This is a genomic window from Streptomyces sp. NPDC028928 (genome assembly GCF_055564915.1).
Genome location: NZ_JBVHVI010000002.1, coordinates 331782 through 349443, shown reverse-complemented (window position 1 = coordinate 349443; position 17662 = coordinate 331782). Strand labels below are relative to the sequence as shown.

The following is a 17662-nucleotide window of genomic DNA, read 5'->3' as shown; positions in this document are numbered from 1 at the left end:
TCACCTCTCCTTCTGCAGTACCGACAGCGCGGCGATGAGTTCGGCCTGGGGCTCGGGATGGACGTCCAGGGCGTCGAGCGGGGCGAGGCGCCGCTCGCGTTCGGCGTGCATGACACGGTCCACGTGCTCGCTGAGCAGCCGTCCGGCCCGGTCGCGCAGCCGCAGCACGCCGTGGGCGCCGAGCCGCTCGGCGAGCCCCTCGCCCGCGGTACGGGCCCGGCGCCCGCCCAGTACGGCCGTGGCGACGAGGGCGGCGACGACCTCGGGGTCGGGCGCGCCGGTGCGCTCCAGGACCCGTACCTCGTCCTCGGCGTACTCCTCCAGCTCGCGCCGCCAGCGCCGGGCCGCGAGCCCGATGCGGTGCTCGGCGCTCTCCACGGAGGACTCGCGGCCGGCGAGTTCCGGGGCGTCGGCGGCGGGCTCGCGCCGCCAGGCGTCGTCGACGCGCTCGTCCGCGGCGGTGACGGCGCACAGCAGGAGGGCGGCCAGGCTCTCCACGAGGGCGTCCAGGAGTTCCCCCGCGGTGCAGTCCAGGGGGAAGGCGCGCCAGCGCTTGAGGGCGTCCCCGGCGAGTACGGCGCCGGCCTGGAGGCGGGCCCGCACGCGCGCGTGCTCCTTGTCGTAGGCGGCCTCCACCGCGGAGGTGAGCCGGAGGGCCGCCGCGTACTGGGCGGCGGCGGCGCTGGCCAGCTCGGGCATGCGGGACCTGAGCGAGTCGAGGAGGCCGTGGGCCGTACGGGCCATGACCTGCTGCCGGGCGGCGGGGTCCTGGGCGTGGTGGACGAGCCAGCTCTTCAGGGGCGCGACGGCGGTGGCGGGCAGCAGACCGGCGCCCCAGGCGGACTCGGGCAGCTCGGGCACGGTGAAGCGGGGTACGTCACCGAGCCCGGCCTTGGTGAGCAGGGCGCCGTACTGCCGGGAGACCTCGGAGACGACCTGGTGGGGTACCCGGTCCAGGACGGTGACGAGGGTCGCGTCGTACTCCTTGGCGGTGCGCAGCAGGTGCCAGGGGACGGCGTCGGCGTAGCGGGCGGCCGTGGTGACCATGATCCAGATGTCGGCGGCGCAGATCAGCTCCGCGGCGAGGACACGGTTGTCGGCGAGCAGGGAGTCGATGTCGGGGGCGTCGAGGAGGGCGAGCCCGCGCGGGAGGCTGTCGGCGGTCTCGACGCGCAGCACGCGCGCGGGGTCCTCCTCGGCGAGCAGGAACTCGTCCGCGGGGTCCTGGTGGGGCACCCACACGCGGGTGAGCTGGGGGAGCACGCGCATGCCGCTGAACCAGTGATGATCCTCCGGATGGCAGACGAGGACCGGTGTCCGGGTGGTCGGCCGCAGCACGCCGGCCTCGCTCACCCGCCGACCGACGAGGGAGTTCACGAGCGTCGACTTGCCCGCGCCGGTGGAGCCGCCGACGACGGCCAGCAGCGGCGCCTCGGGCTCCCGTAGGCGGGGTACGAGATAGTCGTCGAGCTGCGCGAGGAGTTCGTCGCGGTTGGCACGCGCGCGTGGCGCCCCCGCGAGGGGCAGCGGAAAGCGTGCGGCGGCGACACGGTCGCGCAGAGCGGAAAGTGTGTCGAGCAGCTGAGGCCGTACGTCCAAGGTCACCACATGCGAAGAATGCCCAATTTTAGGGGAATTCTGAAGCATATAGACATGTCTGCGCGCCGACGGGACAGAACGGACGGAAGGGATGACCGGGACACGGGCACAGGCCAGGCATAACGAGTGCACAACACCCGGGGGCGTCGGGTGTCAAAAGCGGTGCACGATTCGTACCTGCCTGCGATTATCAGGACCGCTTCACCGAACCTCCACATCGAGCCACGGAGGGGAAGCGACAGGGTCAAGGAACCGGGAGCCCTATCCTTGTCCCCGGCAACGTCACGGGTCAGCCCCTTCCAGGGCACCGAACACGAGGCCACCCCACCGGCCCCCGTAGCTCAGTGGATAGAGCAGGCGCCTTCTAAGCGCTTGGCCGCAGGTTCGAGTCCTGCCGGGGGCGCATGTCTCCGCCCTCCCTCTGGGGAGGGCTTTTTGCTGGTCAAGGCGGATGCCGGGTGGCGTGACGAAGCCCCGGACGCCCCCTCGATGATCAAGGGCGGGATCCGGGGCTGGACGGCTGTCACCGGGTTTTCGCGGGTGGCCGTGTCGAATACGTGTCGAAGTTCTCGACCGGTCGAAGATCAGCCAGTGCCCGGCACCTCCGCCTCCGGAAGGTCACCCGCAACTTCCAGCCGCCTCTTCAGGTCCGGCAGCTGCCCGTCGATGCACCGGGCGTAGGCCGCCAGAAGCACGGCAACGCTGTTCCCGGCCCACTCGGCCACCTGGGCGGGCGGGATGCCGTCGTTGAGCCACTTCGTCAGGCGCGTGTTCCTGTTGTCGTAGACGCGCCGTCCGGTGGGCGACTCGAAGACGTGCGGGGGCAGTACAGCCTTACGCGCGCTGCGCCACGCCCGGCGGATGACGGAGCCGGCGAGGATGCCACCGGACTCACCCTGGAACAGCAGATCACCCGGCTGGAGCTGTTCGTCCTCGATGTGCTGCCGAAGGATGCGGGTCAGGGCGGGATGCCCCGGAACCGTACGAGTCTCACCCTCCGCGCGGCCCTTCAGGTCCCGTCGCTCGTGGATCTCTCCCGTGTCGGTCCACTGCTTCCCGACCTCCGGCGTCGCCGTGTGGATCAGCAGCTCGCACCACTGGTCGTCGGCTTCGGGATCAGGCAGGGTCACGTCCTCGACCCGCATGGCTACGGCTTCCTCGGGCCGGGGGCCGCAGTAGTACAGCGTGGCGAAGAAGGCATGCAGCCGCTTGCCGCCCCGCGGCCGGCGCCGGATCCAGTCGAGGATGGCCGCCGCCTGCTCCGGGTTCAGCAGGGACCGTTTGTCAACGGCGTTCGTGGTCTTCACGGCGGCCGTCGACTCCTTCCCCTTGGGGAGCGGGTTGGTCCGCAGGATGCGCCGCCGGATCGCGTACTTCATGGCGACGTTGAGGATGCGGCGATTGCGCTTACGAGACCAGGCCGCCGCTTGCTTGCCGTCGAGACGCGTGTCGATGGCGCGCAGGACCTGGTCGACCTTCTCCGGGTCCTCCCAGGCCGAGACAGGCAGGGAGTTCCGCTCGACAAATCGAGAATGGCCACCACCTCTTGGGGGGGCGTCCACTCGCCGGTTGGTGTTGAACGCCCACTCACGCAGAGCCGTGCGTCCCGCCGCAGGTGCGAACTGGGTGGGCTTGGTCCGCAACAGCGCGATGATGGGTCGCGGTCAGGGTCTTGGCGGTGTTCTTGCGGCTGTTGCTGCCGAGTTGTGGCCAGCGGGCATCCACATACTCGACGGCGAGCTTGTACTAGCTCATGGCGGGCTGGCCCGACGGATCCTCGCGGCGGCCGAGGCCCGAAACGAGGCTGCATCGGTCCACTTCGAACACGGGCAGAAACCCGGCAGCGAAGCGGCATGACCGCGCCACGCACCAGCCGAGAGCAGGGCATCCAGCTCGTTCAGCGGCTCATAGACGCCGACTACGCCGACGAGGCCGGAGCCGACGAGATCATCACCGCACTGCAACACGGACTCGGCCGCCCCCACATCAGCGACTACATCTTCTGGGACTGCGATCCGCAGCTGACAGCCGAGAAGGTCGTGGACCGAGCACTGACCTACGAGCCGTTCGATCTGTGATCAGAGCGCGGTAAGACTTTCCCTACTTCATCAAGGCGGCTCGCTCCGCTCACCGCGCGCGGCCCGGCCCCCGGCCGGGCCTGCGCTCCTGTCTCCGCCCCGCTCCAACCCGGCCGGCGCCCGTGCCGCGCGCACAGCAATCAGCCGCTTACCGTCAGAGAAGGGGTACGTCGTGGCTGGGGTGGTCGGCTCCGCGGCTTTAGGCAGCCACTTTGGCGCGAGCCTCGAAGATCATGGCCCCAACGTCGTGCTTTACCGGGCAGGTCCACAGACTGCCCGACGCGCCGGAAGCTTACGGGGCCATGATCACTCGCGCCAAAGCAGCGCCACCCCAAAGCCGCTCCACCGACCTCGTTCACCCCAGCAGGCACTCTTTCAGGGTCTGAATTTCTCGGTCCCCACCAAGGCAGTGCCTTGACGACGTACAACATGTAGGTGTCATGAGCTGTGGCCCTTCGAGCCACAGCCCCTTCCCTACCCTCCGAGGAGAACAGTTGCTTCTTAGCGATGCCGATGGGCTTTTCGCTGCCCTGGCTGCTCTGAAACTCCCACGCAGCGACTATGTGGTGTGCGGCTCTGCTGCCCTCTACGTACGTGGGTTACGCGCGCGCATGGGCGACCTTGATGTCCTCGCACGCGGCGAAGCCTGGCAGTGCGCCCTACGTCTCGGCGCACCAGAGCCCACCATCTCCGGATATGGGCTCAGAGTCGTCCACCCGACTGCCTCCATAGAGATCATGGACCGTTGGACCCCCGGTTGGTCTACGGACCGGCTTATCGATGATGCTGACGTCATCGATGGGGTCCCTTTCATGCGCCTGGGTGACATCCTGCGGTGGAAGATCGCCGCTGCCAGGCCGAAGGACCACGCCGACATCACGGCTATCCGTCATCTCTATCGTGTTTGGACCGGTGAGGTAGAGCCACTCTCCCCTCCCGCCTCTGATACCTCAGACGCTTAGCGAGGCGCACGATGCAACACACGAGCGCCCTCGCTGGGCCGTCCTCATAGAGCTACGGATCAAAAGGTGTCCGTGCCCCACCCGTGCCCGATCGTGCGGGAACTCGCGGGGAACAACCGTGGCGAGCGGTTACCATACATCGCAATGGCCCCTGACCGTATGACTTGGTCAGGGGCCGTTTCACCTGGCGGTGGGTGTGGGATTTGAACCCACGGTGACTCGCGCCACGACGGTTTTCAAGATCGCTCAGTCGCCAACGAAGAGGCGAGTTCGGCGAAAAGGTCCGTGCCAGATCCGTGCCAGATGGTGCGGGGAACAGCGGGGAACCAGCCGACCGCCCCTCCCAGGCGTCGAAACCGCTCCGCCACAGGTCAGCGCAGCAGCTGGCACCAGAAACCCCAAGCTTCCCAACCTGAGGGCTTCTGCGTCGTGGTCACGCACCGACTGTCGCGCTTGCTCTGGTCGATGGCATCAGCAGCGTGGCTGAGCCCGGTGGGGGTGCAGCGAGACATACGCGTGCCTGATCGGTCGACGCACCCGCCATCGTGGCTGACTTTCGTCGGCTCAGGTTCAGACGTGGGTCCGCCGAACGCCGGTGCACGCGATCAGCCTGCTGCCGTCCTTGGTCAGAAACAGCATGAAAGTCCAGGCGCCATCAGCAGCCCTGATCTGCCCCAGGCGAACCGGCTGCTGATGCTGGCCGAGCAGATCCACGGCATGTGCCAGGTTCGTGGTCTCGATGCCCCGGCGGCGCGTGTGCCGCAGTCGACGTCCATAGATCAGGGCGAGCGGCTCAGAAGCCGTAGTCCCCTCCCAGACCACGTGGGAACCGCCGCAGCGGAGCGCAGCCAGAGCGGCCACGGACGCCTCGTCATTGCCGACCAGCAGCCGTTCGAGTAGTTCCCGCTCCATGCCGCCACCCCCACCAGGGTCCTGCTGTACAGCAGCCGGATAGAGCAACTACAGCAACCGGCCCCACCCGTAGCGTCCCCGTGCAGCCGAAGGGCGACCTGTATGACCACCTGTGACCGACCTCTGTAGAGCTACGGATCAGAAGGTCGCGCCAGGTAGAGACTGTCTGGCCCCGTGCCAGGCCGTCTCAGTTTCCGTCTCATTCAGCTACGTTCACCACCGTACAGACCGGTCCATCGCCAGCGACCAGCCAGGCCCTCGTTCGCCCCCGAACGCAGGTGAACGGCCACGGCCGCGCCCCTTCCCCCCACCAACAGACTTGGGAAGCGTGCGTCCGCCCACGCCCACGAGGGAGGAGGTGCGCGGCCGGCGCTGGCAGGTCACCTCATGGCCATCGACGAAGCCCGACCGTCGGTTAGGTCCCGGACGAGTCTCCGAGCCGCCCCCAGACAGGCCGGGGATGAAACCTTTTCCTTCAGAGCTGGAACCCCCGGAAGCCGACCGCGCGCTTGAGACCATAGACGCAGGCACTGACAACGGATTTGCCAGCGATAGACCGTTGAGCGATGAGTGTCTAACTGCGTGACAACGCAGACGCACAACGACGGACGCCCACGAACGTCTGCGAACCATCAGTGCAGGTGAAAGGCCCACCAGCACAAGGCACAGCCCCCGCCCAAGTTGCTTCGGGACTAAGCGGTCACCTCGTTACGGTGCTTCCCATGACCGACGAGACCCTTGCCTGTCCCGAGTGCAGCCGGCCCATGAAGTCGGGTGGCTTCGTCCTCTCCAAACGGGAGGACGATGGCCGGCGGGGCTGCCGGACGCTGTGGCGGTGTCCCGATCAGCATGTCTGGTGGGGGTGGACCGACCAGCCAGGCGAGCCACTGGAGATCTGCCCCGTCCCGGAGCTGTTCCGATGACATCTCGCGAAGCGGTGCTGTCTCGGGCCGTCTCCCTGGGCCGTACGAGGTCAGCCGACGCCGACCGACAACGACAGAAGCCCACGGCATCCGACCAGGTCAGAGCCGTGGGCTTCCTCAGCCTCGCTGGTGAGCGAGACCCGTGTCAGTAGACCGGCCACTGAGGGCCGTGCTCAGGCCGAGAGACAGCGTGTCGAATACGTGTCGAAGTCGGCATGCCAGGCACCGCCAAACCGTCCAACCGCCCAGGTCAGAGACCTACTGCGGACGCACTAGAGATGCGCCTTCTAAGCGCTTGGCCGCAGATTCGAGTCCTGCCGGGGGCGCATGTCTCCGCCCTCCCCTCGGGAGGGCGTTTTCGCTGCTTGGGACGGGCGTGTGAGCGCCAGGGCGCTCCCCCCGGCGCTTCAACGCGCCGCCTCTTTTAACCCGAACGAGGGAAGGAAGACGGCGGGAGGTTTCACATGAACAAGATCCTCGGCGTCCTCGGCACAGCGGTCGGCAAGGGGGCTGCCCAGACGATCGGCAGCCGCGCCGCCGGCATGGCTTTCGACTCCGTCCAGAAGTACCTCGCCGAGCACCCCGGAGCCCTGAAGAACGCCGCGCGCACCATCGCCGTCGCCACGGGCACGGCGATCGTCGCGTCGGCCAAGGCCGTCGCCGCGTTCCTCGTCGCCTACGCGACACCCATCCTCATCGGGACGGTCATCGTCGTCATGATCGCCGGAGTCGTCGTCCTGGTGATGAAGGCGGCCGGCACCCAGACGGCCTGAGCGGTCCGGGCCGTCACCGGGAGTGCTCCGGGCCGAAGGGGCACCGGAGCACTGCGCATGCCTGGTCAGCACACTCTGTCCGCGACCCTGATGTCCGTCAGGGGGTCGGGGGTGAGTCGGGGGTGGGTCGGGATCGGGTGAGGGGGTGCTCGGGGGGTCGCTAGAGTCGGCGTCAGGGAGGGAGACGACGTGCGACTTCGCTGTGCGGTGCTGGATGATTTCCAGGGTGTGGCAACCGAGTTGGCCGACTGGTCGGTGATCGGGGAGCGGGTGGAGGTCGTCGCGCTGCGCGAGCACCTCGACGGGGAGGAGGCACTCGCCGCGGCGCTCGCCGACTACGACATCGTCGTCACCCTGCGGGAACGCGTCCCCTTCCCCGGATCGCTGATCGCCCGGCTCCCCCGGCTGAAGCTGCTCATCGCCTCCGGGATGCGCAACAGCGTCATCGACTACGCCGCCGCCGAGGCGCACGGCGTCACCGTGTGCGGTACGGCGAGTTCGAGCACCCCGCCGGTCGAGCTGACCTGGGCGCTGCTGCTCGGTCTCGCCCGGGGGATCGTCCAGGAGAGCAGCGCCCTGCGCGCGGGCGGACCCTGGCAGTCGACCGTCGGCGCGGATCTGCACGGCCGCCGGCTGGGCCTGCTCGGCCTCGGGAAGATCGGCAGCCGGGTGGCCCAGGTCGGCCTCGCCTTCGGGATGCGCGTCAGCGCGTGGAGCCAGAACCTCACCAAGGAGCGGACCGAGGAGGTGGGTGTCGAACTTGCCGGCTCCAAGGAGGAGTTGCTCCGTGACAGCGACTTCGTCTCCGTTCACCTCGCGCTCGGCGACCGCACCCGCGGCCTCGTCGGCGCCGCCGAACTCGCCCTCATGAAGCCGACCGCCTACCTCGTCAACACCTCCCGCGCCGCGATCGTCGACCAGGACGCCCTGCTCGCCGCGCTGCACGAGGGCCGGATCGCCGGCGCCGGCGTCGACGTCTTCGACATCGAGCCGCTGCCCGCCGGCCACCCGATGCGCACCGCGCCGCGCCTCCTCGCCACACCCCACCTCGGCTACGTCTCCCACGGCAACTACACGACGTACTACGGCCAGGCCGTGGAGAACATCCAGGCCTACCTGGCGGGCGCTCCGGTACGGCGGCTGCACTGAGGTCCGGCCCGCCTGAGCCGCGTTCCCCCTCGGCCCGCCGCCCCTGCCGTTAAACGAGTGATCCCCGGGTGATCACCGTGACCACGCCCGCGTCGTGCCGTTGAACGGGAAGTGCGGCGGCTGGTCTGCCGCTGCGCTTTCCGAGCTACAAAAGGAGAACGTGATGTCTCGCATCGCGAAGGCAGCCGCTGTCGCTGTCGGCACCGGCGCCGTGGTGGTCAGCGGGGCCGGGCTGGCCCTGGCCGACGCGGGTGCTCAGGGCCTGGCCGCCGGGTCGCCCGGTGTGGTGTCCGGCAATGTCATCCAGGTTCCGGTTCACATCCCGGTCAATGTGTGCGGCAACACCGTGGACATCATCGCCCTGCTGAACCCCGCCTTCGGCAACACCTGCGTCAACGACAGCGGCAAGAAGGACACGCCCGGCAACCCCGGACCCGGCCACGGCGGCTACGGCAACTGAGCCGACCGGCACCCACAGGCAAGAGCCCCGGCACTCCGAGCGCCGGGGCTCTTCCCGTGTCCCGCACAGCGTGTGCGCTCACGCGTACCGGTAGATGCGGCTCACGTCCTCCAGCTGGTCCGGTGTCTCGTCCCACGGCGGCAGCTTCTCGTGCCGGGCGACGACCCGCTGGTGCTGGGCGTCGGCGACGCCGGGCGGCCGGGCCGGCAGGTAGCGGTGGCTGCGGTGGGCCCGCTGCCAGCGGTACCACTGGAGGTCGAGGAAGGCGTGGTGGAGCCAGAACACCGGGTCGTTGACGGACGCCCCGCCGAGCATCGCGCCGCCGACCCAGCGGTGCACCCGGTTGTGGTTCCTCCAGGAGGCGCTGCCGCTGCCGGCGCCCCAGCCCTCCAGCTTGTTGCGGAAGCCCTTGCGGACGGTCGAGTCCCAGGGCCACGCGTCGTAGACGGGGTCGTCCAGGGCCCACTGCAGCTCGCTGCGGGTGGGCAGCTTGATGGGGGCGGCGGAGCGGCCGAGGTCCCGGGTGAGGAACCTGCCGTCGGTGACGCCCTCCTTGATGGTCCAGTGCCCCGCCGCGTAGGCGAACGGCCCGGTCATCACCCGCCGGTCGGAGCGCCGCCCGTTCCCGCCGAGCAGGTCCTTCGTCCACGGCACGGACGTCGTCGTACGGTCCTTGGTCCAGTCCCAGTACGGCACCGTCACCGAGGAGTCGACCCGGCGCAGCGCCCGCTCCAGTTCCAGCAGGAACCTGCGGTGCCAGGGCAGGAAGGAGGGCGCCATGTGGGCGGTGCGCAGCCCGTCCTCGCCGTCGGCGGCGTAGAAGTCGATGTGCATGCGCACGAACTCGTCGTACTCACCGCGCCGCTTGAGCGTCAGCAGGGCGTTCACGAACCGCCGTCGCTCGCCCGCGGTGAGCGTGCTGACGTTCTTACGCACGTACGCCATGCCGTCCCCCCGTGTGCGCGCCGGCGTGCTCGCCGTCGAGCCGGCCCGGTGCCAGGTCGCGCAGGCGCTGGCGGGGGCCGATCTCGTCCACGGCCGCCCGGGTCGCCTCCAGCGGCGTCCGGTACGACGTGTAGTGGTCGACCATGCTCAGCCAGGTGCCGTCGGCCCGGCGCATCAGGTGCAGTGGGCGGCCGTCGACGGTGATCCGCCATTCGCCGCCGGCCGCCTTGTGCCCTGTGGCGGGCACCAGCACCCCCTGGATACGGCGGCCCCGGTAGGTCTCGTCGAAGGATCCGCCGCCGGGGTCCGCGGCCTGCCGCACGGGCCGGGAGGCGGCGACGACGGGGGCCAGCGCCAGCGCGGCGGCCGAGGCCAGCAGCCCCCGCGCCACCTCCCTCCGGGACGGTCTGGCCGTCCCCGCTCCGCCCTGTTGCTCCGCACCGACCGCCACTCCGCCGACACCGACGACCATGCTCGCTCCTCGTCCGGGTTCCAATGTCCGTACCGGCTAACCGATCGAGGGCGCGCGCGGTCACCGCCGAGGAGCCGGCCGGGGAGCCATTCGGGGAGCCGGCGGAGCCGTACGGGGAGGCGGAACAGCCGGAGAGGGATCCGGAACAGTCGTACGGCGGATACGGCCGTGCCCGGCTACAGTCCCGGGCCGGTGCCCAGGTTGCCGCCGATGACGGTCTGCAGGACCGGGGCGATGAGGCCGGCCTCGGGGAGCTTGGTGGCCGGGAGGCCGAAGTTGCCGCCGTCGGGCTGGGTCAGCGGGGCGTCCACGGACAGGCCGGGGGCGAGGGCCCGCATGTCACCGCCGGGCCCGTCCACGGCGAGGTGGTCGAAGCCGTCGTCGCCGAGGATGTGCGGCAGCGGAGCCCTGGCGTCCAGGCCGGGCAGCCCGCTGCTCACCGGCAGCTGGGGCAGGGCCCGGTCGGGGAGGAGCCGGCCCGTGACGTACCGGGGGCCTTCGGGGGCGCCGGGCTTGATCAGCGGCAGCTCGGCGCCGAGCCGGGGCAGCTCCATGTTGAGCGACTTGGAGACGCCGCCCAGCGGCACGGGGACGGGGACCGTACCGGCCGCCGCGGCGGGACCGGCGGCCCCCACGGTGGCCGCGACGCCCGTGACGACGGCGGCAAGGGTTCCTCGGGTGGTCGGCTTCATGTCAGGTACGGCCTTTCCGGATGCGGGGGTTCGACGTCCTTACCGCGTAACGAGCGGAAAACGCCTGCATTTCACAATTCCCCCGACTGCCGTAATAGTCAGCTCGTCCAGAAGTCCCACCAACGGGTCAGCACGAGCATTCCAATCACACCGATGTGCAGCAGCGCGAGCACCCAGGTGAATTCGGCGAGGAATGCCTTGACCGGGGTGGGCGCGGGCAGGAAACCCTCGCGTACGCAGAGGGACGTGACGTACCAGAAGAGCAGGATGGTCGCGGCCCAGGCCAGGCAGCACCACAGGCACAGCGCGTTGATCCGGTACAGCGACTCGAACTGCAGCCAGGACACGAACCCGACGCCGAACACACAGCCGGCCTCGAACAGCAGCCAGTACCAGCCGGGGAAGCGGGCGCCGGCCAGCAGGCTCATGCCGACGCAGATCACGATGCCGTAGGCCACCAGGCCCAGCATCGGGTTGGGGAACCCGAAGACGGAGGCCTGGTCGCTCTTCATCACGCTGCCGCAGGACACCACCGGGTTCAGGCTGCACCCGGGGACGAAGCCCGGGTCCTCGAGCAGCTTGAACTCGTCCAGGGTGATGACCCAGGAGGCAAGCAGTCCGGCGGCCCCGGTGAGCACGGCCAGCAGGGCGAGGCCGCGGCCGGCGCCCGCGTACCGGCGCATCAGGCCCGCAGGCCGCGGGCGGGCAGGTAGAGGTGCGCGGCGGCGTTCGTGGTCTCCGGGGAGCCGGCGAACTCGGCCAGCTCCGCTCCCTGGGCCGGCTGGCGGGGGCCGGTCGAGGGGCAGACCCGGGTGGTGAACATGAAGTAGGTGTATCCGAGTTCCTGGACCGCCTCCAGCCAGTCCGCGGGCGGGGTGACCTGGCTGCTGATGTTGTGGGGCAGCTGGAGGACGATCTGGCCGGCGACGACCAGCATGCTGACCTTCAGGCTCGGCCGGGTGGTGCCGTCCACCGGTTCGCCGCCCGGGGTCAGGCCCATGTCCTCCAGGAGGTGGGTGACGGCGGCGGACGCGGCCTCCGGGCCGTCCGGGCCGTCGCCCAGGGAACAGGCGAGCAGACAGGGGGTCCTGCCGTCGCCCTCCTCGTTCCGGGCCATCCAGGCGAGCAGGGCGAGCGTGCCCAGGTCGGCGGGGCGGAAAAGGCGGGGTTCGCTTGATACTGAGGTCACCGCGCGACCATATCGACGGGCCGTGGCGCCGCCCGGCGGCTTCTCACCCTTCCGGAGCAGCGCCCGGGGCCGCGCCACACGAACGAGCGACGTGGTCCCGGGCGGGGTCGGGCGTCAGTACCGCTCAGTGCTGCAGGGGCAGGCCGCCGAGCAGGCCCTGCTTGTTGAGGGTCGTGGTGGCGCCCTTGAGGCTGCTCAGCACGGAGTCCTTGTTCTCGGTGTCGAGCGCGTCCGACTGGTGCTTGACCGGCAGCAGGTCCTTCACGGTGGGCGGCTTCTCGGTGAGCTGGGCGAGCCCGCCGTTGAGGCTCATCGGCGGCAGGTGCTGGGCGTCGTAGGCGAACGCGGGTGCGGCGACGCCGACGAGGGCCACGGAACCAGCGACAACGGCGGCAGCCTTGAGGGACTTCATCGTGTTCCTTTCTTCGGCAACTCACGTCACCCCGGGATTTCTGACGCCGTGCCTAACGAGTTCCGGCCGGACCGGAAACCCGGCACCGAGAAGACATATGAAAACGGTTATGCCCCGGGTCAGCCGGTCGCCGTCGGGGACGGGTCCGCGGGGAGGGCGGGCAGCGAGGGCAGGGACTCGACGGTGGGCTCGGTCGCGTCCTTGCCGAGGAGGGTGCCGCCCAGCAGGTCGACCAGGCCCGACACCACGTCGGTGGCGGACGACAGGAGGTTGTCGAGCTGGTCGGTGACCGCCTTCACCAGATTGTCGATCGCGGTCTGCAGGGCGCTGAGCGCGTCACTGGTGGCGTCGCGGACCGAGGGCAGGTTGACGATGCCGGCGTGCCGTGTCGCCGCCTTCGCGGTGAGGGCCGCGGGGACGGCGGAGGCCGCGGGAGCGGCTGGTGAGGCGGGAGCGGCTGGTGAGGCGGGAGCGGCTGGTGAGGCGGGGGCTGCCGGGGACGCGGAGGAGGCGGGGGCGCTCGGTGCGGCGGGCTGGGTGGGGGCCGCGGGTTTGGCGGAGGCGGCGGGGGACGCGGGCGCCGTGGGCGTGGCCGGCTTCGCCGGTGCCGACGAGGTGGCGGGCGCGGTGGGGGTGGTGGCGGCCGGGGGTGTCGCGGGCTTGGCGGACGCGGTGGGAGACGCGGGCGCCGTGGGCGTGGCCGGCTTCGCCGTCGTCGGGGAAGTCGCGGGCGCGGTCGGCGTGGCGGATGCCGACGAGGTCGCGGGGGCCGTGGGCGCCGTGACCGCCGCACGCGCCGCGGGCTTGGCGGACGTGGCCGGGGACGCGGGCGCGGCGGGCGTGCCGGGGGCGGCGGGTGACGCGGGTCGGGCGGACGTCGAGGAACTCGCAGGTGCCGTGGGCGCCGCAGGTGTCGCGGGCTTCGCGGACGTCGACGCCGTCGCGGGCGCCGTGGGCGTCGTGGCTGCCGTGGGCGACGCGGGCTTGGCAGCGGCCGCCGAGGAGGCAGGTGCCGTGGGCGTCGCCTGAGCCGCGGGCTTCGCCGCCGCGGGCGACGCGGGCGACACAGAGACCGCGGGCTTCGCCGTCGTAGGCGACGCGGGTGCCGTAGGCGAAGCAGACGCCGGGGGCTTCGCCGCCGTCGTGGGTGTCGCGGGCGCCGTGGGAGTGGCGAGGGACACCGGCCGTACGGGCGCTGCGGGCTGGACGGGGGCGGTGGCGGCCTCGGCGATGGCCGCCTTGGCCGCCTCGCCGAGCCTCCTGGCCTCGTCGGCGGGCAGTTGGCCCTTCTCCAGCGACTGGTTGAGCAGGTCGATGACCGGGTTGAGCACGGAGCCGGTGTTGCTCAGGGCTCTGACCTGGGCGAGCAGCCTCTCCTTCTCCGCCGCCGGGACGGGTGCCCGGGAGGCGGCGCGGTCGTGCTCCCGGGCCGTGGCCACGGCGACCGGGCCGGTGATGCCGACCAGGACGGCCGCGCAGAGGACGGTGGACGCGAGACGCCGGGCAGGCAGATCACGCATGGGTGTTCCTTTCGGTGAACAGTGGGACCTGAGCCCACCGTCAGTTCACCGGTCGCTCTCCGCAACCGCTCACCCACCCAGCGTGATCCGTCCGAGGCAGAAAACCGGCCGTCCGCCCCGCGACGGATGCGTACGGGGCGGACGGCCGGCCGAAGGGTTGCGTCCCGATGTCAGTCGTTGACGCAGGTGTTGCCGAAGGCCGGGTTCAGCAGGGCGATGATGTCCACGGTGTTCCCGCACACGTTGATCGGGACGTGGATCGGAACCTGGATGGCGTTGCCCGACAGCACGCCCGGCGAGTTGGCGGCGACGGCGCCCGCACCGGCGTCGGCGGAGGCCACGCCGGCACCGCCGGCGACGGCCGCGACGGCGGCGGAGGTCAGGACCAGGCCCTTCGCGATACGCGACATGGAGAGGTGCTCCTTGGGGATCGACACAAACATCCGGGCGGGATACCCGGCGTTGTGTCAACGCGCGGCACACCCGGGAGTTGTGCCGCCAATGGAGTGATCTGCGGAGGCGACGCGCACGCTCTCATCCTTGACCGACCCCGCCTCCCGGGGCGCGGCGCTCACACTCTTCTCTCGCCCCGGCGTACGCCTGTCGCACCGGGCGGCTCCCGCCCATCCTGCGGACGACGTACCGGACTCCACGCTCAGTGAACCGGGCGGCGTACCGGTCCGGCGGGTTCCGGTCTACGCCAACGCGCTCGGCCACGACCCCGGCCTGTGCGATCTCGGCCCGGCTCCGCGGAGCGGCGGTGACCAGCCGGGCTTCCGGCTCGTTTCCCACGCGGACGCGGCGTGGGCCGGCGTGCTCCTCGCCGCCGTGGACGCCCGGAACCGGAAGGCGCGTTCACGACCGCAGCCCCGAGCGCCCCCGTGAGCGAGGTAATCCGCGAATGCACCAGTCAGCACCCGCCCATCGACCCCGGGTCCTGCACCTCGCACAACCCGTCGACGGCGGTGTCGCCCGGGTCGTGCTCGACCTGGTCCGGGCCCAGCTCGCGGCGGGCCTGCGGGTCACCGTGGCCTGCCCCGGCGGTGCGCTGGCCGCGGGCCTGCGGGATCTGGGCGCCGATGTCCGGCAGTGGCGGGCGGGCCGGTCACCGGGGCCCGGCCTGCCGGGCGAGGTACGGCGCCTCGCACGCCTGCTCGGCGAGGTACGGCCCGAACTGGTGCACGCGCACAGCGCGAAGGCCGGCCTGGCCGCGCGGCTCGCCGTCCGCGGACGCGTCCCGACCGTGTTCCAGCCGCACGCCTGGTCCTTCGAGGCGGTCGGCGGCCCCACCGCGGCGCTCGCCCTGCGCTGGGAGCGGTGGGGGGCGCGCTGGGCCGACCGGGTGGTGTGCGTCAGCGAGGCGGAGCGCACGACAGGCCTGCGCGCCGGGGTGCGCGCCGCGTACACGGTCATCCCGAACGGCATCGACACCACCCACTTCACCCCGCAAGCCGGGCAAGGCCCCACGGCCCCACAAGCCCCTCAAGCCCCACAAGCCCCGCAAGCCCCCGACGACGAAACCCGCCCCCTCGTCGTCTGCGTGGGCCGTCTCTGCCGCCAAAAGGCCCAGGACGTCCTCCTCACCGCCTGGCCGGACATCCTCGCCCGGCTGCCGCGGGCACGACTCGTGCTGGTCGGCGACGGCCCCGACCGCGAGGCCTTACGGCAACAGGCGCCCCCCTCCGTGCGGTTCACCGGCGCCGTCCCCGACGCCGCCCCCTGGTACCGGGCCGCCGACCTGGTGGTGCTCCCCTCGCGCTGGGAGGGCATGGCGCTCGCCCCGCTGGAGGCGCTGGCCTGCGGGACACCCGTCGTCCTCACCGACGTCGACGGCGCCCGGGAGAGCCTGCCGCCCGCACTCGCCGCGCACTGCCTGGTACCCCCCGAGGACCCCGTGGCGCTGACCGGGGCGGTGACCGGGCTGCTGACCGATCCGCCGCTGCGCGCGACGCTCGCCGGCCAGGGGCGCCGGCACGTCCTGGCCACGCACGACGTGCGGCACACCGCCGAACGCGTCGCGGCCCTCTACCGCGAACTCCTCGGCAGCACAGGCCCGGGCGGCGAAGCCCCGGCGGCGAACGGTGGCGGAACAGCCCGGGTCGCGCCCTCCGAGTGCAGGGAGTCCATCCACTCGTGACTGCGGAAAGCACCGTTCCCTCCCCCGGCGCGCAGCCACGGGACCATGGATTCTCGCCCGTCCCGTCCGGCTCGCCCGTCTGCGTACTGCCGGCCCGCGCCGCCGGCAGTTTCCGGTTCCCGCTGTGGCGGCCGCCCGCGCGGCGCGCCTCGCCGCAGCTCCCCCTGCTCGCCGCCGACCTGCTCGCCGCGCTGGCGGGCACGGCCGCGCTGGACGAGGCCACCCGCCGTCCGGTGCTGGTCGCCGCGCTGCTGTCCGGCGCGCTGCTGCTGCGCCCGCGCTCCACGCGTCCGGTGCCGGGTGTGCTCGACGAACTGCCCGCGGTGTGCGGGCGGATCGTGGTGGCGTGGCTGGGCCTGGCCGCGCTGCTCGCCGCGTACGACCCCGGGCGCGCCCTCACCGCCCGGACCCTGCTGCTGGGCTGCGCGCTGCACACGGCGGCGGCCGGGGCGGCCCGGGGCGCGGTGCACTGGCGGAGCCGGGTCCTGCTGCGCCGCCACCCGCGCACCGCCCTGGTGATCGGGCCCGCGGAGACCGGGCAGCGGGTGGCCGCCGCACTGCTGCGGCACCCGCGCTGCGGGGTACGGCCGGTGGGCGTGGTCGCGCAGCACCCGGACGGCCCCGGCGGGCTGCCGGTGCTCAGCACCGGCGAGGAGGTGGAGCGGGCGCTCATCCAGAACGGGGTGCGGGTCGTCCTCACCGTCGACCCGGCCGTGCGCACCGCGCACGGGCCGCTGCTGCGGGCACTCGCCGCATCCGGCTGCACGCTGTGGGAGGTGGACGCGGACAGCCCGGCGTACGAGATGCGGGACCAGCTCGCCGGGTTCGCCGTGCGCCGGCTGGACCTGGGCATGCCACGGCGGACGAGCGTCGCCAAGCGGCTGCTGGACGTCACGGTGTCCGGGGCGCTGCTGGTGCTGCTCAGCCCGGTGCTGCTGGTGTGCGCGGTCGTACTGCGGCTCACCGACGGGCCCGGGGTGGTGTTCCGGCAGGAGCGCATCGGCAAGGACGGCCGCCCCTTCACACTGCTGAAGTTCCGCACCCACCGCCCGGCCGACCCGCACGAGGCGGCCACCCGGTGGAGCGTGGCCGGCGAGCCGCAGATGAGCCCCTTCTGCCGGCTGCTGCGGCAGAGCTCGCTGGACGAGCTGCTCCAGCTGTGGAACGTCTTCCGGGGCGACATGAGCCTGGTCGGCCCGCGCCCCGAACGGCCTTACTTCGTCACCCGGTTCAGCCACACCTACCCGGGCTACGCGGCCCGCCACCGCATGCAGACCGGCATCACCGGGCTGGCCCAGATCCACGGGCTGCGCGGCGACACCTCGATCGAGGACCGGGCCCGCTTCGACAACGCCTACATCGACAACTGGTCGCTGTGGCAGGACGTCTGCATCCTGCTGCGCACGGCCGCCGCGCTCGTGCGTTCCGCGGGGAGCTGA

The 17662-nt window shown here is 71.5% G+C and carries 19 protein-coding genes and 1 tRNA gene; 9 read left to right on the top strand and 11 right to left on the bottom strand.

Translation table 11 applies throughout. The annotated features are described in order from the left end of the window. On the bottom strand, nt 1–1608 hold the full coding sequence (locus tag ACZ4U1_RS07450; RefSeq protein ID WP_467900755.1) for a dynamin family protein: 1608 nt from the start codon (nt 1606–1608) through the stop codon (nt 1–3). A 321-nt stretch (nt 1609–1929) separates the two neighbouring features. On the opposite strand from ACZ4U1_RS07450, the gene ACZ4U1_RS07445 reads away from it, so the two are divergent. Beyond that, nucleotides 1930–2002 (top strand) — tRNA-Arg (locus ACZ4U1_RS07445). 181 nt (nt 2003–2183) lie between these two features. On the opposite strand, the gene ACZ4U1_RS07440 is transcribed toward ACZ4U1_RS07445, so the two are convergent. Next, nucleotides 2184–3242, bottom strand: coding sequence for a tyrosine-type recombinase/integrase (locus ACZ4U1_RS07440; RefSeq protein ID WP_467900752.1), 1059 nt, complete (start codon nt 3240–3242; stop codon nt 2184–2186). A 210-nt stretch (nt 3243–3452) separates the two neighbouring features. On the opposite strand from ACZ4U1_RS07440, the gene ACZ4U1_RS07435 reads away from it, so the two are divergent. After that, the gene (locus ACZ4U1_RS07435; protein ID WP_467900750.1) at nt 3453–3677 is read left to right on the top strand and encodes an e9imm peptide; all 225 of its coding nucleotides are present in this window, start codon (nt 3453–3455) and stop codon (nt 3675–3677) included. A gap of 1532 nt (nt 3678–5209) precedes the next feature. Here ACZ4U1_RS07435 and ACZ4U1_RS07430 read toward each other — a convergent pair. Further along, the gene (locus ACZ4U1_RS07430; protein WP_467900748.1) at nt 5210–5551 is read right to left on the bottom strand and encodes a hypothetical protein; all 342 of its coding nucleotides are present in this window, start codon (nt 5549–5551) and stop codon (nt 5210–5212) included. 722 nt (nt 5552–6273) lie between these two features. Between ACZ4U1_RS07430 and ACZ4U1_RS07425 the strand changes: the two genes are divergently transcribed. The 4 genes from ACZ4U1_RS07425 to ACZ4U1_RS07410 all read left to right on the top strand — a co-directional run bounded on the left by ACZ4U1_RS07425 (nt 6274) and on the right by ACZ4U1_RS07410 (nt 8856). Next, nucleotides 6274–6474 carry a dehydrogenase gene (locus tag ACZ4U1_RS07425; protein WP_467900746.1) on the top strand — a complete coding sequence of 67 codons (201 nt, stop codon included), beginning with the start codon at nt 6274–6276 and terminating at the stop codon, nt 6472–6474. Between the two features lie 464 nt (nt 6475–6938). Further along, complete coding sequence (locus ACZ4U1_RS07420; RefSeq protein ID WP_467900743.1) at nt 6939–7247, top strand: hypothetical protein; 309 nt, start codon at nt 6939–6941, stop codon at nt 7245–7247. Nucleotides 7248–7436: 189 nt separating this feature from the next. Next, nucleotides 7437–8396 (top strand): D-2-hydroxyacid dehydrogenase family protein, encoded by a 960-nt coding sequence (locus ACZ4U1_RS07415; RefSeq protein WP_467900741.1) that lies wholly within the window; start codon nt 7437–7439, stop codon nt 8394–8396. 163 nt (nt 8397–8559) lie between these two features. Then, nucleotides 8560–8856 (top strand): chaplin, encoded by a 297-nt coding sequence (locus tag ACZ4U1_RS07410; RefSeq protein WP_467900738.1) that lies wholly within the window; start codon nt 8560–8562, stop codon nt 8854–8856. 78 nt (nt 8857–8934) lie between these two features. On the opposite strand, the gene ACZ4U1_RS07405 is transcribed toward ACZ4U1_RS07410, so the two are convergent. The 8 genes from ACZ4U1_RS07405 to ACZ4U1_RS07370 all read right to left on the bottom strand — a co-directional run bounded on the left by ACZ4U1_RS07405 (nt 8935) and on the right by ACZ4U1_RS07370 (nt 14496). Continuing rightward, a complete protein-coding gene (locus tag ACZ4U1_RS07405) occupies nt 8935–9801 on the bottom strand; it encodes a tyrosinase family protein (RefSeq protein WP_467900736.1) in 867 nt (288 codons plus the stop codon). Further along, nucleotides 9785–10273 (bottom strand): tyrosinase family oxidase copper chaperone, encoded by a 489-nt coding sequence (locus ACZ4U1_RS07400; RefSeq protein ID WP_467900734.1) that lies wholly within the window; start codon nt 10271–10273, stop codon nt 9785–9787. The genes ACZ4U1_RS07405 and ACZ4U1_RS07400 overlap by 17 nt, the downstream gene beginning before the upstream one ends. Before the next feature lie 176 nt (nt 10274–10449). Next, a complete protein-coding gene (locus tag ACZ4U1_RS07395; protein ID WP_467900732.1) occupies nt 10450–10965 on the bottom strand; it encodes a hypothetical protein in 516 nt (171 codons plus the stop codon). Nucleotides 10966–11063: 98 nt separating this feature from the next. Then, the gene (locus ACZ4U1_RS07390) at nt 11064–11648 is read right to left on the bottom strand and encodes a vitamin K epoxide reductase family protein (RefSeq protein WP_467900730.1); all 585 of its coding nucleotides are present in this window, start codon (nt 11646–11648) and stop codon (nt 11064–11066) included. Continuing rightward, complete coding sequence (locus ACZ4U1_RS07385) at nt 11648–12154, bottom strand: DUF5949 family protein (RefSeq protein ID WP_467900728.1); 507 nt, start codon at nt 12152–12154, stop codon at nt 11648–11650. The genes ACZ4U1_RS07390 and ACZ4U1_RS07385 overlap by 1 nt, the downstream gene beginning before the upstream one ends. Before the next feature lie 124 nt (nt 12155–12278). After that, the gene (locus tag ACZ4U1_RS07380) at nt 12279–12566 is read right to left on the bottom strand and encodes a hypothetical protein (RefSeq protein ID WP_467900726.1); all 288 of its coding nucleotides are present in this window, start codon (nt 12564–12566) and stop codon (nt 12279–12281) included. 119 nt (nt 12567–12685) lie between these two features. After that, entirely contained in the window at nt 12686–14086 is a 1401-nt protein-coding gene (locus ACZ4U1_RS07375; protein WP_467900724.1) for a hypothetical protein, read from the bottom strand. 170 nt (nt 14087–14256) lie between these two features. Then, complete coding sequence (locus tag ACZ4U1_RS07370) at nt 14257–14496, bottom strand: chaplin (protein ID WP_467900722.1); 240 nt, start codon at nt 14494–14496, stop codon at nt 14257–14259. Nucleotides 14497–14626: 130 nt separating this feature from the next. Here ACZ4U1_RS07370 and ACZ4U1_RS07365 point away from each other — a divergent pair, with 130 nt between their 5' ends. Genes ACZ4U1_RS07365 through ACZ4U1_RS07355 form a run of 3 tightly spaced genes read left to right on the top strand, consistent with a single transcriptional unit; the run spans nt 14627 to nt 17662 of the window. Beyond that, the gene (locus ACZ4U1_RS07365; RefSeq protein WP_467900719.1) at nt 14627–14971 is read left to right on the top strand and encodes a hypothetical protein; all 345 of its coding nucleotides are present in this window, start codon (nt 14627–14629) and stop codon (nt 14969–14971) included. A gap of 16 nt (nt 14972–14987) precedes the next feature. Then, a complete protein-coding gene (locus tag ACZ4U1_RS07360; RefSeq protein WP_467900717.1) occupies nt 14988–16223 on the top strand; it encodes a glycosyltransferase family 4 protein in 1236 nt (411 codons plus the stop codon). Beyond that, nucleotides 16220–17662, top strand: coding sequence for an exopolysaccharide biosynthesis polyprenyl glycosylphosphotransferase (locus ACZ4U1_RS07355; protein ID WP_467900714.1), 1443 nt, complete (start codon nt 16220–16222; stop codon nt 17660–17662). The genes ACZ4U1_RS07360 and ACZ4U1_RS07355 overlap by 4 nt, the downstream gene beginning before the upstream one ends.